This window comes from Streptomyces sp. NBC_00076, from assembly GCF_045041235.1.
GTDB lineage: Bacteria > Actinomycetota > Actinomycetes > Streptomycetales > Streptomycetaceae > Streptomyces.
In genome coordinates this window covers 855494-869307 of record NZ_CP108242.1, presented here as the reverse complement: position 1 = coordinate 869307, position 13814 = coordinate 855494, and the positions used below count along the sequence as shown (strand labels likewise).

The 13814-nt window shown below is 69.6% G+C and carries 11 protein-coding genes; 6 read left to right on the top strand and 5 right to left on the bottom strand.

Annotated features, from left to right (window positions below; translation table 11 throughout):
- Positions 1 to 16: 16 nt before the first annotated feature.
- Together OHA64_RS04160 and OHA64_RS04155 are read left to right on the top strand one after the other, a co-directional pair.
- Complete coding sequence (locus OHA64_RS04160; RefSeq protein ID WP_405607948.1) at positions 17 to 1279, top strand: ABC transporter substrate-binding protein; 1263 nt, start codon at positions 17 to 19, stop codon at positions 1277 to 1279.
- A 39-nt stretch (positions 1280 to 1318) separates the two neighbouring features.
- Positions 1319 to 4519, top strand: coding sequence for a family 78 glycoside hydrolase catalytic domain (locus OHA64_RS04155; protein ID WP_405607945.1), 3201 nt, complete (start codon positions 1319 to 1321; stop codon positions 4517 to 4519).
- Between the two features lie 98 nt (positions 4520 to 4617).
- Here the strand turns inward: OHA64_RS04155 and OHA64_RS04150 are convergent, their stop codons facing one another.
- Both OHA64_RS04150 and OHA64_RS04145 read right to left on the bottom strand, forming a co-directional pair.
- Complete coding sequence (locus OHA64_RS04150; RefSeq protein WP_405607942.1) at positions 4618 to 4782, bottom strand: hypothetical protein; 165 nt, start codon at positions 4780 to 4782, stop codon at positions 4618 to 4620.
- Between the two features lie 91 nt (positions 4783 to 4873).
- On the bottom strand, positions 4874 to 6406 hold the full coding sequence (locus tag OHA64_RS04145) for a glycoside hydrolase family 43 protein (RefSeq protein WP_405607939.1): 1533 nt from the start codon (positions 6404 to 6406) through the stop codon (positions 4874 to 4876).
- Positions 6407 to 6853: 447 nt separating this feature from the next.
- On the opposite strand from OHA64_RS04145, the gene OHA64_RS04140 reads away from it, so the two are divergent.
- Complete coding sequence (locus tag OHA64_RS04140; protein ID WP_405607936.1) at positions 6854 to 7771, top strand: helix-turn-helix transcriptional regulator; 918 nt, start codon at positions 6854 to 6856, stop codon at positions 7769 to 7771.
- Between the two features lie 103 nt (positions 7772 to 7874).
- On the opposite strand, the gene OHA64_RS04135 is transcribed toward OHA64_RS04140, so the two are convergent.
- Positions 7875 to 8825 carry a GlxA family transcriptional regulator gene (locus tag OHA64_RS04135; RefSeq protein ID WP_405607933.1) on the bottom strand — a complete coding sequence of 317 codons (951 nt, stop codon included), beginning with the start codon at positions 8823 to 8825 and terminating at the stop codon, positions 7875 to 7877.
- A 70-nt stretch (positions 8826 to 8895) separates the two neighbouring features.
- Between OHA64_RS04135 and OHA64_RS04130 the strand changes: the two genes are divergently transcribed.
- Together OHA64_RS04130 and OHA64_RS04125 are read left to right on the top strand one after the other, a co-directional pair.
- Complete coding sequence (locus OHA64_RS04130; protein ID WP_405607930.1) at positions 8896 to 9735, top strand: alpha/beta fold hydrolase; 840 nt, start codon at positions 8896 to 8898, stop codon at positions 9733 to 9735.
- 158 nt (positions 9736 to 9893) lie between these two features.
- Positions 9894 to 10385: a hypothetical protein gene (locus OHA64_RS04125; RefSeq protein WP_405607927.1), complete on the top strand. Its 492-nt coding sequence runs from the start codon at positions 9894 to 9896 to the stop codon at positions 10383 to 10385.
- Between the two features lie 150 nt (positions 10386 to 10535).
- Here the strand turns inward: OHA64_RS04125 and OHA64_RS04120 are convergent, their stop codons facing one another.
- Both OHA64_RS04120 and OHA64_RS04115 read right to left on the bottom strand, forming a co-directional pair.
- A complete protein-coding gene (locus OHA64_RS04120; protein ID WP_405607924.1) occupies positions 10536 to 11516 on the bottom strand; it encodes an aldo/keto reductase in 981 nt (326 codons plus the stop codon).
- A gap of 231 nt (positions 11517 to 11747) precedes the next feature.
- Entirely contained in the window at positions 11748 to 12581 is an 834-nt protein-coding gene (locus tag OHA64_RS04115) for an SDR family oxidoreductase (protein ID WP_405607921.1), read from the bottom strand.
- 248 nt (positions 12582 to 12829) lie between these two features.
- Here OHA64_RS04115 and OHA64_RS04110 point away from each other — a divergent pair, with 248 nt between their 5' ends.
- Positions 12830 to 13789: a helix-turn-helix domain-containing protein gene (locus OHA64_RS04110; RefSeq protein WP_405607918.1), complete on the top strand. Its 960-nt coding sequence runs from the start codon at positions 12830 to 12832 to the stop codon at positions 13787 to 13789.
- Positions 13790 to 13814 lie beyond the last annotated feature (25 nt).

Genomic DNA, 13814 nt, shown 5'->3' with positions numbered 1-13814 from the left:
CCCCGAGGGGGACTTCATGAAGACACGCACACTGCCGGTCCTGATCGCCGCGTTGACGGCCGGAGCCGTACTTGCCGCGTGCAGCGGCGGCACCAAGGCCGGTTCGGACGGCGGTTCCCGGACTCTGACGCTCGCCTCGGTCGACCAGGGCTCGGTCGAGGACGTCGTCAAGGCGTTCGAGAAGGCCAACCCGGGCGTCAAGGTCCGCTACACCACCAGCGGCGCCGACCAGTACCAGCAGCAGATCCGCACCCAGCTGTCCTCCGGGACCGCCCCCGACGTGATGTCGGTCTGGCCCGGCAACGGCAACCCGGGCGCCACCCACGTCCTGGCCGAACCGGGTTACCTGCGGGACCTCTCGGACCAGCCCTGGGCCGCCAGAATGCCCGACGCGATCAAGAGCGTCGCCCAGTACGACGGGAAGACCTACAACGCGATCTTCGGGCAGAACGGCATCGGCGCGGTCTACAACCAGCAGGCCATGACGAAGGCCGGGCTCACCCCGCCGGACACCTGGACGAAGCTGCTGGCCTTCTGCCGGGCGGCGAAGGCCGAGGGAACCCCCGCCTTCGCGCTGGGCAACCAGGACAACTGGGTGACCCAACTCGTCCTGTACGCGCTGGTCGCCACGACCGTCTACGGCGACGACCGGGACTTCGACCAGCGGATGCAGGCGGGCCGGGCCACCTTCGCACAGTCGCCGTGGACCACCGCCCTGGACAAGTACCTGACGATGGAGAGGACCGGCTGCTTCCAGAAGAACCCGCTGGGCACCACCTACGAAGCCGGCCAAGGCCTCGCCGCCACCGGCAGAACGCTCGGCATCATCCAGGGCAACTGGGTGATCGCCCTCCTCAAGCAGAAGAACCCGAAGGGCACGTTCACGCTCCGGGCCCTTCCGGCCACCGACGACCCGTCCGAGACCCTCATACCGGCCGCGGCGGGCGCCGGTTACGGCGTCAACGCCAAGGCCAAGAACGAAAGACTCGCCCTGAAGTTCGTGACCTTCGTGATGTCGCCCGAGGGCATGAACCTGTTCGTCGAGAAGCAGGGCGGCCTGCCCTCCCTGCCCGACACGGGCTACGCGGTCGACCCCTCGCTGACCGCACTCTCGCAGTTCGTCGAGGCTGACCGCACGGTGCCGTTCATGGACCAGCTCTGGCCCAACGCCAAGGTCCAGCAGACCATGCTCAGCGGCCTCCAGGAGATCTTCAGCGGACAGTCCAGGCCCGAAAAGCTCCTCGACGACATGGACGCCGACTACGAGGCCGGCTCCTGACCGCAGTGGGACACGTGTGAATACCGAAGGGATGTAGGTGTGAGCCATGCACAACACGACGGGGACGGCCCCGACCGTGAGGCCGCGAACGGCGACAGCTCCCGCCGAGACGGCAGGGGAGTCCGCCGACGGAGCGTGCTCGCCGCGTCGGCGGTCGCGGTGCCCGTAGCGGCGGGCGCCCTGGGCGGCCAAGGCACCGTGTACGCGGCACCCTCCCGCGGTACGGAGCGGGCCGACGTGTTCGGTCTGACCGTGGAACACCGCACGGATCCCCTGGGCGTGGACGCCGCCCGCCCGCGGTTCGGCTGGCGCATGCGGTCGTCGGTCCGCGGCCGGAGCCAAGGTGCGTACCAGATCCTGGTGGCGAGCTCACCGGACAAACTGACCGCCGCCCGCGCGGACGTCTGGAAGAGCGGCCGCGTCCGCTCCTCCGATTCCGTGGCCGTCCGCTACGTAGGCAAGCCGCTGCACGCCTCGACCCGCTACCACTGGACCGTCACCGTGTGGGATGCCGAAGGCCGTCCGGTCGGCACCGCGTCCCCCGCCTTCTTCGAGACCGGCCTGATGAGCACCGACGGCGTGGCCGGATGGGACGGTGCCCACTGGATCGGGATGAAGGGCAAGACCCCCAACTCGGCCGGCGCGCCGATGCTGCGGACGGAGGAAGCCCTCAGCGGCGCGGGCCCCGCAAGGAACCGCCCGCCGGTCCGTGAGGCGCGGCTGTACGTCTCCGCCCTGGGCGTGTACGAGGCCCACGTCAACGGACGCCATGTGACCGTGCCGCAGGACGGCGGCACCACGACCGAACTGCTGCCCCCGGGCTCGACGAACTACGACGCGCGCGTCAACTACATGACCTACGACGTCACCGACCTCGTGACGCGAACGTCGCACGTCACCCTCGCGTTCGTCCTCGGTAACGGCTGGTACAACGGCCGCATCTCCGACGGCAGTACGTACTACTCGAAGGACGGCAACGCGCTGGCCGTCAAGGCCAAGCTGCTGATCCGGTACGCCGACGGGACGTCGCAGACGGTCGTCAGTGGACCGGACCACGGCTGGAAGGCCACGGACACCGGCCCCTACCGTGCCGACGACATCTACGACGGCCAGACCTACGACGCCCGGATGGAGTTGCCGGGCTGGACGGCCCACGGATTCGACGACTCCGCGTGGTCGGACGTGGAACGAGTCGCCTTCGACGACACGTTCCCCGACGCCCGACTCGTCGCCTACCCGGGTGAGACCGCGCGCCTGATCCCGAAGTGGGACCGCCGACCGCGGTCGATCACCGTCGCCACCGGGGTGACCGGACAGGACGGCAGTTCGGGCGGCCGGGGGCGCATCGTCGTGGACCCGGCCCGCACGGTGTCGGACCCCGCGCAGGCGGCCTCCGCCCCGGTCACGATCGGCAAGGGCGAGACCGCCGTCTTCGACCTCGGTCAGAACATGGTCGGTGTGGCCCGTTACAGCCTGCGTGGCCCGGCCGGAGCCAAGGTCGAGTTCAGGTTCGGCGAGATGCTCAACGACGACAGCGCGGGCGCGGACGGCCCCGAGGGTTCCCTCTACCGGGCCAACCTCCGCAGCGCCAAGGCCACCAGCACGTACGTCCTGAAGGGCGACCGGAACGGCGAGACCCACCAGGACTCCCTGACCTTCTACGGCTTCCGCCACGTCTCCGTCACCGCCACGGACACCGTCACGATCACCGGCCTGACCGGCAAGGTCGCCACGTCCGCGATCCGCGAGATCGGCACCGTCACCACCGACGATCCCGACATCAACCAGCTGTCGAGCAACATACGGTGGGGCCAGCGCGGCAACTACCTCTGGGTGCCCACCGACTGCCCGCAGCGCGACGAACGCCTCGGCTGGACCGGTGACACGCAGGTCTTCTCCACGACCGGCCTGTACAACGTGGACGCGGGTGTCTTCCTCAGCCACTTCCAGGACACCGTGGTCGACTCCCAGGGCATCTACGGTGCGGACAAGGCACAGTTCACCGGGGTCGCCCCCACCGGACGGTTCAACTTCCCGGGCGGCGGCAGCGGTTGGGCGGACGCCGGAGTCATCGTGCCGTGGACCGTGTGGCAGATGACCGGTGACGCGACCATCGTCGAGGAGAACTGGCCCGCGATGACCCGCTACCTGGATTGGATCCGGGAGCAGACCGGCGACACCTACGCCGGACAGGGCTCCCTCACCGGTGACTGGCTGGCGCCTCAGAAGACCAGCGCCCAGATGATGAGCGACGTCTACTTCGGCTACGTCGCACAGCTGATGGCGCAGCTGGCCCGCGCGATCGGCAAGGCGGCTCAGGGAGAGGCGTACGAGCGGCTCTTCGGACGCATCAGGCAGGCGTTCATCACCAAGTACCTCAGCACGGAAGGCGGCACGGTCACCGTCAAGTCCAGCCTGGGCGAGGCCTCTCCGATCGAACCGGGCGCCGACCCCGACCAGAAGACGGAGGACAACAGCCAGACAGCGCTGCTGTGGGTCCTCAAGCTCGGCTTCTACGAGACGGAGGCGCAGCGCCGTGCGCTCGTCGGGCATCTCGCCGACAACATCGGCAACGACGCGGCCTACAAGGCGGCGCATCCGAAGAGCAGCCGGGTCAGGTACGCCGAGAACACGCTGTCCGTCGGCTTCCTCGGCGTCAACGTCCTGGCCCCCGTTCTCACGGACGAGGGCCGCGCGGACCTGGCCTACGAGCTGCTGCACCAGGACGCGTTGCCGTCCTGGCTCTTCTCCGTGAAGAACGGTGCCACCACCGTCTGGGAGCGCTGGAACTCCTACTCCAAGGACGACGGGTTCGGCCCGGTCAGCATGAACTCCTTCAACCACTATGCCTACGGCGCGATCATGGAGTGGATGTACGCCTACATGGCCGGCATCGCCCGTGACCCGGACAGCCCCGGCTTCAAGCACTTCCTGCTCCAACCCCACATCGACCCGACCGGCAGGATCACGCGGGTGTCGGGCACGTACGAGTCCCCGTACGGCGAGATCAGGAGCGAGTGGAAGCTGGAGGGCAGAGGGAGGGACCTGGTGTACGACGTGGTGGTGCCCGCGAACAGCGAGGCGGTACTGCGACTTCCGGCGGTTTCGGCCGACTCCGTCCGCGAAGGACGAACCCCGTTGGCACGAGCGGAGGGCGTGCGCTTCATCGAATACAACGACGGCATGTACGCCTGCCGGCTGACGTCCGGCCGGTACCGCATCACCGCCACGCTTCGCTGACCGAGGCCCGCCGAGGCCGACTGAGGCCGGCCGGGATCCGAGAGCAGGACCCCGGCCGGCCCAGTGGGCCATGAGATGTGGTCAGGCGGCCGTGCCGGTCACCGAGTTCCGGACTTGGTGACGTGGTACGTCACCGTGGCGCCGCTCCAGAAGTGGAAGGTGAGGGTGACCCGCGAGCCGTCCTTGAGCGCGTTGAAGAACTCAGGGGTCAGTTTGACGGCGTCGCCGGTGTACGCCAAGAAGGCGGTTGCCCGGCACGTCACCCGTCCTGGAGGGGCCCGTGCGCCATCCGGTCCACAAGCCGCACCCCGGCCGCACCGTCAGGTGAGTACGGCCGTGGTGGGAACGTGCCTGTCAGGCGGGCCGCAGCTCGAACCAGTCGAAGGCCGCGCTGCCCCGCGTGACGTACATGCCGAAGACCCGGCCGGTGAATCCGCCGGCGACCTCTGTGGTGAGGTAGCGGCCGTCGAGTTCGGCGAGGATCTCGAAGTCACCGCCGTCCGTCTCGTAGCCCAGACGGAGGGTGTCGGGACCGCCGACGCGGAGGCCGGGCGGGGGAGCGGCCCCCGGGACGCGGGACGTGACCGTGGGTGGCAGCACGTCGGAGGTCGTGACGTCGATCCGGAGCCTCAAAGGACCGGCGGGTACGGCCCGTTCGGCGACGGTGTGACGCAGTGGGCCGATCCTGGCCACCGCCCGGACGGTGCCGTCACCCACCTCCACCGCGTAGTGGTGCGCCTCGTCCAGCCGTACGGCGAGTCCGCCCCGGCCGTCTTCGGTGACCTCGACGAGGGTGCGTGCGGTGCAGTCGGCGTGGCGCTGTCGTCGTCCGACGAGGAGCGCGCCGGGCGTGTCGAGGCTGTCGGCGCGGGCGTGCAGCACCAGGTGACCCGGTCGCTCGTCGAGACGTACGGCCTCCTGGTCGTGCCGTCGCGGCGACACCCAACTCGGGGCGAGCGCGGGGGAGTCGAAGTCGTCCAGGTCCGGCTCCTGTGGCCAGGGGTGCGGTGGCAGCGCGGGGGCCTGCGCGCGCAGGTTCAGAGGCCCGGGCAGCGGCCATTCGTCCTCCCACCGCACCGGCGCCAGGAATGTCTCCCGGCCCATGCCGTGGTACATCGGGGTGTCGCCGCGCGGCCTCGTGCCCAACAGCACCATCCACCAGGTGCCGTCGCCCGCCTGCACCAGATCGCCGTGGCCGGTGTTCTGCACCGGATGGTCGGTACTGCGGTGGGACAGCACGGGGTTGTCCGGGTGCGGTTCGAACGGCCCCGGCAGCGTACGGGCCCGGGCCACCGACAGCGCATGGCCGCGTTCGGTGCCGCCCTCCGACAGCAGCAGGTACCACCAGTCGCCGATCCGGTACAGGTGCGGCCCTTCGGGATACTGCAGTCCGCTGCCCGACCACATCGGCACCGGCTCGCCGAGCAGTTCGCCGGACTTCGGGTCGATGCGGACCCCGCGGATGCCGTCCGACGAGAACACGCACCAACAGGTTCCGTCCTCCTCCCAGGCAAGGTCGGGGTCGATGCCCGGTACGCCGACGGGCACCGGGTCCGACCACGGTCCAGCGGGGTCCTCGGCGGTCACCAGGACGTTGCCCGCCCCGGCGACCACGGTCGTGATCAGCCAGAACCGGCCGCCGTGGTGGCGCAGGGTGGGTGCGTACACCCCTGTGGAGGAGGGGGCCGTGTCGGGCAGCGCGAGCTGCGAGGGTCGGTCCAGGGCGTTTGTGATCAGCCGCCAGTGCACCAGGTCGCGGCTGTGCCAGATCGGCACGCCGGGTACGTACTCGAAGCTGGACGTGGCCAGGTAGTAGTCGTCGCCGGCCCGGCAGATGCTCGGGTCGGGGCTGAAGCCGGGTATGACGGGGTTGTCGAAGAAGGCCATGTCCGTCCTGAGGAGTGGGGTCGGGGGAAGTGCGCCACGAGGAATCGTCCCCGCGGGGCCAACCGGCGAGCGGGCGGCCGGGGCGCGGAACGGGAGCGGGTCGGCATGGGGCTCGGAGGGCAGGCCGGCAGGCACGGATGCGGTACGCACAGCGGGCAACCCCTCGGTGACCGGAATCTGTTGAAGCGCTTCGAAAGGTCGCACGATGATTGGCGATGTGTCAATGGGCCCTGAAGAGAAGGCTTTTAAAGTGGCTTAAGAGCATAAAACTCTCCCGCTCGGACTCTTGTATTCGTCCTTGCTCGCCGTTATGTTGCCGATCTGATCGAAGCGCTTCGACAGTGGTGCTGAGCCCACCCGGTCGAGCGGGGGGGAGCGATGTTCAGGGGTGTGACAGGGCCCACCACCCGCCCGCCGCCCAGGTCAGCGCGGTGTGACACTGGTGAGATGGCATCCGAGCAGAGCAGCAGGAGGAGCGCCGACATGGAACTGGGCCGGTTCCTGCACGCGCGCCGCACCCAGACCAGCCCCGACCAGGTCGGCCTCACCGTGGGCACCGGCCTGCGCCGCACCCCCGGTCTGCGCCGCGAGGAGCTGGCCACGCTCGCCGGCATCAGCATCGACTACTACGTCCGCCTGGAGCGCGGCAAGGAGACCCGCCCCAGCCCCTCCGTGCTGGACGCGCTCGCCCGCGCCCTCCACCTGGACGAAGCCGAGCACCAGCACCTGCGCGAACTCGCCGCCCGGGCCGCGCGGTACGCCCCCGAACCCCCGCCGCCGCCGAGCCGCACCGTGCGCCCGCACCTGAAGCTGATCCTGGAGACGATGCGGCCCAACCCGGCCTACGTCATCAGCCGCAGCATGGACCTGCTCGCCTGGAACCCCGGCGGCCTCGCCCTGTACGCGGGCCTCGCCGACTGGCCCACCACCCAGCGCAACCTCGCCCGCTACCTGTTCCTCCACCCCACCGCCCGCACTGTCTTCCCCGACTGGGAGTACCAGGTCCGCGGCTGTGTCGCCCGGCTCCGCGCCGTCGCCGGCACCGACCCGGACGCACCCGACCTCACCAGTCTGGTGGGTGAACTCCTGCTCAAGAGCCCCGACTTCGCCAAGCTGTGGGAACGCTACGACGTTGTCGGCCGCAAGAAAACGCAGAAGACCTTCCACCATCCCCAGGTCGGGATCCTCACCCTCAGCAGCCAGAGCATGCATCTCGAAGAGACCCCCGGCCAACGCCTCAGCGTCTACACCGCCGAACCCGGCACCCCCGACCACGACGCCATGCTCCTGCTCGACATGACCGTGCCGCAGCCGACCGGGCATCCGGACACGTGGACCGAACAGCACCGGCGCACACAGTCCTGACGAACGCCCAGGAGGATGTCACTTGGGAAGTGACATTCCCACACCCACTCCAGTGGTCCCGGCGCAGACCAACCCCACAGTCATGTGGCGCCCGGCTCCGCCGTCAGGTTTCGCTGAAGGTTCGTCGGTAGGCGCCCGGTGTGGTGCCGAGATGCGCCCGGAAACGGCGGCGCAGGTTGACCGCCGAGGCGAGTCCGACCCGGGTGGCGATGGCTTCGACCGACAGGTCGGTCTGCTCCAGCAGTACCCGTGCCGCGTCGAGGCGCCGGCCGAGCAGCCACTGCCCCGGGCTGGTGCCGAGCTGTTCGGTGAACCGCCGGGCTAGGGTCCGGCTGGACAGCCCGGCGCGTTCGGCGAGGCGAGCGAGGGTCAGTCGGGTGTCGAGCCGGGAGGCGGCCCACTCCAGGAGTGGCGCCAATGACTCGTCCGCCCTGGCCGGTGCGGGCTGGGAGGCGTACTGGAGTTGGCTGCCCTCCCGGTGCGGCGGCAGGACCATGTTCCGGGCGATCTGGGCGGCGTAGGCCGCACCGTGGTCGGAACGTACGAGGTGCAGGCACAGGTCGATGCCCGCGCCGGTTCCGGCGCTGGTCGCCACGTCGCCGTGGTCCACATACAGCACGTCCCGGTCTACCTGTACTTCGGGGAAGGCGGCGGCGAGTTGGGCGGTGCTGCGCCAGTGGGTGGTGGCGCGCCGGCCGTCCAGCAGTCCGGCCCGAGCGAGGACGAAGGCCCCCGTGCAGATGGCGACGATCCTCGCCCCGCGCCGGTGGGCGGCCCGCAGCGCCTCGGTGACCTTCGACGGCACGGGGGTGCCGGGCGGCTGCCAGCCGGGGACGACCACGGTGTCCGCCTCCCGCAGGGCCGCCAGCCCCGCGTCGACCAGCATCGGGTAGCCGACGGTGGTCTGCAGGAGGCCGGGGTGTTCGGCGCAGATCCGGAAGCTGTAGCGGGCCGGCACGTCCTGCGGAACTGGGCCGAAGACCTCGGCGGCACAGGCGAGTTCGAACGGTGACTGGGGCGGGTGGAGCAGGGCCACCACCCGATGGAGGTTCATGGCAGGAATGTACCCATGGGTGTCTTTCTGGACTCTCGGCCGGGAGGCCGGCCCGCGTCACAGTGGTCCCATGAGTGAAACCACCGAAACGGGAGTGTTGAGGACCGCGGTCCAGGTCGACGGCGAAAAGGCCAGCTACCTGACCGTGGAGCAGGACGGCCCGGCCGTGTTGCTGCTGCACGGAACGTACTGGAGCCGGGTCTGGCTCCCGGTGCTGGGCCGACTCGCTGAGGCGGGGCTCAGGCCCCTGGCGGTCGATCTTCCCGGACTGGGGCGCTCGGAAGGCGAACTCACCCTGGAAACGGCCACGGTCCCGGTCCTTGCGGACTGGGTGGCGCGATTCGTCTCCGAGTTGCAGATCTCCGGGCCGATCGCCGTGGCGGGCCATGACATCGGTGGCGCCGTCGCCCAGCATCTCCTCGTCCACGATCGGCTGGAGGTGTCCCGGCTCGCGTTGGTCAACTCGGTCACCTACGACTCATGGCCGGCACCCCACGTGGCCCGGTTCCGGGGTCCGGGGGTCGACGCGGGGACCACCGCCGACGACGTTCTCGCCGCCCGCCGGCAGGCGGTGACGGCGGCGCTGGCCGGTGCCGCCACCGAGCGGAGGATCGCGGACTATCTGGATCCGTGGACCGCTTCGCGGGTTCGCCGCTCCTGGATGGCCATGGCGGGTGCGGCCGACAGCCGTTACACCCTTGATCTCCTTCCCGCGCTACAGCGGTCCACGACGCCCAAGTTGCTGATCTGGGGCGAGGACGACGCCTTCGAGACGGTGGAGTACGCCGAGCGGTTCGCCTCGGAGATCCCCCACACCACACTCCTACGTATCCCGGACGCGGGGCACATCCCTACAGAGAACGCGCCCAGCCAGATCGCCCGCGCGCTCATCGACTTCTTCACGGCGTAGAGGTCTTCGTGGGCGGTCTGCGCAGGATGGCCAGGCCGAGGGCTTCGCATCGGTCTCGGGTCCGCTTCTGATTGTCGAGGCCCACAGGGAGGCACGGGGATGCGCGCCCTCCTGATATCGAGCTGCGGAGCAGCCCCGGAAGATGCGACAGTCACCGCGTGACCTTGGTAGACATGCTCGTCGGGTTCGCCTCGACCGGCCAGATCGGGCCCCTCCACTGCGGGATGCCCCTGGCCGGGGCCGAGGACCTCCTAGGCCCCGGGCGTCCGCATCCTGCCATCCGGATGTTCGGCCCAGACCTCGATGGCTACCCGTATTCCTGGGATGGGCTGGAGCTTTCCGTCACCCAGCGGCAGGTCAGCGGGATCTGTATAAGCCTCTCGCCAGGCTCGACAGTCACGCTGCCGTCCCTTGTCCTCCCGGGGGCCGAGTCGTACTCGGCGACCGTGCTCCGGGAGGAACTGATCGCCGCCCTCGACACCGCGGGATGCGGACATGAGATCAACGGCGTTCTCACCTTCGGTCGGCAGTCGAGCATTCGCACCGAGCCCGCTGACGTCTGCGTGGTTTTCAGCCTGCCAAGGGGCGACCACGAGGTGCCGCACCGCGATCGGTTCTACCTCGGCGTAATGCACAAGCACATCGAGTGACTCGACAGCTTCGACTCCACAGAACGCTCCGGGAAGCGGTCTGCGGCTACCGCGCACCATACGAACTCGGCGTCGCCCCACCGACGTGCCCGCGCGAGGTGCTCGCGTGCGCCGACCTCGCGGCGCACCGGCTGCCCGACGTTGTCACGGTCAGCCGTCGATGCTGGACATGTTCGCCTCGTCGTGGCGTTCGCCGGCGGCCGGGGTGAGGTTGTTGAGGCGGTCGAGCTGCGCGGCGCTGAGTTCGACGCGGTCGGCGGCGGTGTTCTCTTCGACGCGGGTGACCCGTCGGGTTCCGGGGATGGGGGCGATGTCGTCGCCGCGGGTCAGCAGCCAGGCCAGTGCGGTCTGTGCGGGGGTGGCTCCGATCTCGGCGCCGATGGCCTGGACTTCGTCGACGATGCGCAGGTTGCGCTGGAAGTTGTCGCCGGTGAAGCGCGGGTTGGTCTTGCGCCAGTCGTCGTCGGTGAAGTCGTCGACGGTGCGGATCTGGCCGGTCAGCAGGCCGTGCCCGAGCGGGGAGTAGGGCACGAACCCGATGCCCAACTCGCGCAGCAGCGGGAGGATTTCGGCCTCGACGTCGCGGCTCCACAGCGAGTATTCGGTCTGCAGCGCGGCCACCGGATGCACGGCGTGGGCACGGCGGATCGTGTCGGGGCCGGCTTCGGAGAGTCCGATGTGACGCACCTTGCCCTCGGTGACCAGGTCGGCCAGCGCGCCGACCGTCTCCTCGATGGGCGTGTTGGGGTCGACGCGGTGCTGGTAGTACAGGTCGATGTGGTCGGTGCCGAGCCGCTTGAGTGAGCCTTCGACGGCGGTCTTCACGTTGACGGGGCTGCTGTCGATGGCGCCGGGGCCGGGGCCGGCGTGGGAGACGAGGCCGAACTTCGTTGCGATGACGACGTCGTCGCGGCGGCCCTTGACGGCCTTGCCGACGAGGTTCTCGCTGTGGAAGGGGCCGTAGATCTCGGCGGTGTCGATGTGGGTGACCCCGAGGTCCAGGGCCCGGTGGATGGTGCGGATGGACTCGGTGTCGTCGAGTCCCCCGCCCGTGGTGTAGACGCCGGCCATGGTCATGGCTCCCAGGCCGATGCGCGAGACATCGAGCCCGCCCAGTGATACGTGCTTCATCAGGTACTCCTTGTCGTGACGGCCGTCAGGTCCGGTCGGTGGTCATGGCCCGTGCGTGCCATGACCTGCGCGATTCGCCACCAGTGGGCGGAGAGTGCTGCGGGGCCGCACGCGGCCGGTGCGGGCGCCTTGCAGGCGGCGGAAGTCCGCGGGCTGCGTCGGCTGTGCAACGCTGCGGGAAACGCACCCGGTAGCGGTCCTTCGTCTTGGTCGGGGTGCGGGTCGTGTTGCTCAGGCGTGGGTGTCGTCGTAGGCGAGGTTGTCGCCCAGTTCGCGGGAGGCTTCGGCCTGGGCGAGGAGTTCCTTCGCCTTGGCTTCGGTGGCCTCGATGGCGTCCGCGCCGGCGACGAAACGCTGCAGGGGCGTGTCCTGGCCGGTGATGGTGAGCAGGGCGCGGGCGAGTTTGGCGGGGTCGCCGGGCTGCCGGCCGTTCATGCTCTTCATGCCCTCGATCCGCGGGGCGTAGTCGTCGATGGACAGCTCGGGCCAGATGGTGGAGCCGTCCACGAGGAGTTCGGTGCGGAAGTAGCCGGGCTCCACGACGGTGGTGTGGATGTTGTACGGCTCGACGTCGTAGTGCAGGGACTCCATCCAGCCCTCCTCGGCGAACTTGGAGGCGGCGTAGGCGGAGGTGAACTCCATGCCGACCAGTCCGGCGGTCGAGGTGACGGTGATGACGTGGCCGGCGCGCTGCTTGCGCATGATCGGCAGGACGGCGCGGGTGACGTTCATCGGGCCGAAGAGGTTCGTCTCGAACTGCCGGCGCATCTGCGCGGGCGAGATCTCCTCGAAGTAGCCGGTGAAGAGGTTCCCGGCGTTGTTGATCAGGACGTCGATGCGGCCGAAGCGGTCGACGGCTGCCTGCGCGGCGGCCTCGGCGTCCTCGAGGCTGGTGACGTCGAGCTTGGCGACCAGCAGGTTGTCCTGGGGTCCGCCGAGGGTTTTCTCGACCTCTGCGGGCCGTCGGCCCGTGGCGACGACCTGGTGGCCGGCGCCGAGGGCCTCGCGGGCGATGTCCGTGCCCAGACCGCGTCCGGCGCCGGTGACGAGAATGACCTTGCTCATGGGGATCCTTTCGGACGCCGTGATCCGGCATCCGGTGTGCGCGGTGGCGATGTGTGTGTGGGGGGGGCGACGGCGCCGCAAAGGGCTGGAGACCGGCGGCACAAGCGCCGCCGTGTCCGGGCCGTTCACATCGCCGTGGGCGGTGCACCACCAACAAAACCGGTTGTCACGGGAGTGTGGGAGTCCCTGATGAGGGGGTCACTGGCAGGGACCCCCAAGCCGGCGGACGCGCTCGTAGAGTGAAACGCATGGCAGGCAGAAACGACCCACATGGCACCAACCATGACATCCGTGACGATATCCGCACTCAGATCCGGGAATTCCTGGGCACACGGCGGGCCAGGGTCACCCCCGAGCAGGCCGGACTGCCCTCGTACGGCGGAGACCGCCGACGGGTCACCGGGCTGCGCCGCGAGGAGGTGGCCCTGCTCGCGGGTATCTCCAGCGAGTACTACACCCGGCTGGAACGCGGCAACGCCACCGGCGTCTCCCAAAGCGTCATCGACGGCATCGCACAAGCACTCCAGCTCGACGAAGCCGAACGCATCCACCTCAACGACCTCCTGCGCGGCGCCGGCACCACCCGCCCACCACGCCGCCGGCCCGCCCAGCAGCGCGTACGGCCCGCCGTGCAGCGCATCCTTGATTCCATGACCGACACACCCGCGTTCATCCTCAACGGACGCGGAGACATCCTGGCCGCCAACCACCTCGGACGCGCCCTGTTCTCCCCCGTCTACGCCGACCCGGCGCGGCCGCCCAACAACGCACGGTTCATCTTCCTCGACCCGCACGCCACCGAGTTCTTCCGCGACTGGAACCAGGTCTCAGGTGACGCGGTCGCCATGCTGCGCGCCGAGGCCGGCCGCGACCTCTACGACCGACGGCTGACCGACCTGATCGGCGAACTGTCCACCCGCAGCGAGGAGTTCCGTCACCGCTGGGCCGCCCACAACGTCCGCATGCACACCACCGGCGTGAAGCTCCTCCACCACCCGGTAGTCGGCGACCTCGACCTGCCGTTCGAGACCTTCCCGGTGGGCGGCGACCCCAGCCAGGTCCTCCTCACCTACACCGCCGAGCCCGACTCACCCTCGCAGGACGCCCTGAACCTGCTGGCCAGCTGGGCCGCGGTCAACCAGGACATCGACCGGTCCGCGCCGGCCGACGACTCCGAACCGGCCGACTCGGCCGAGACACCCGACTGACCGACAGGCCGCCACTGCCATCCGT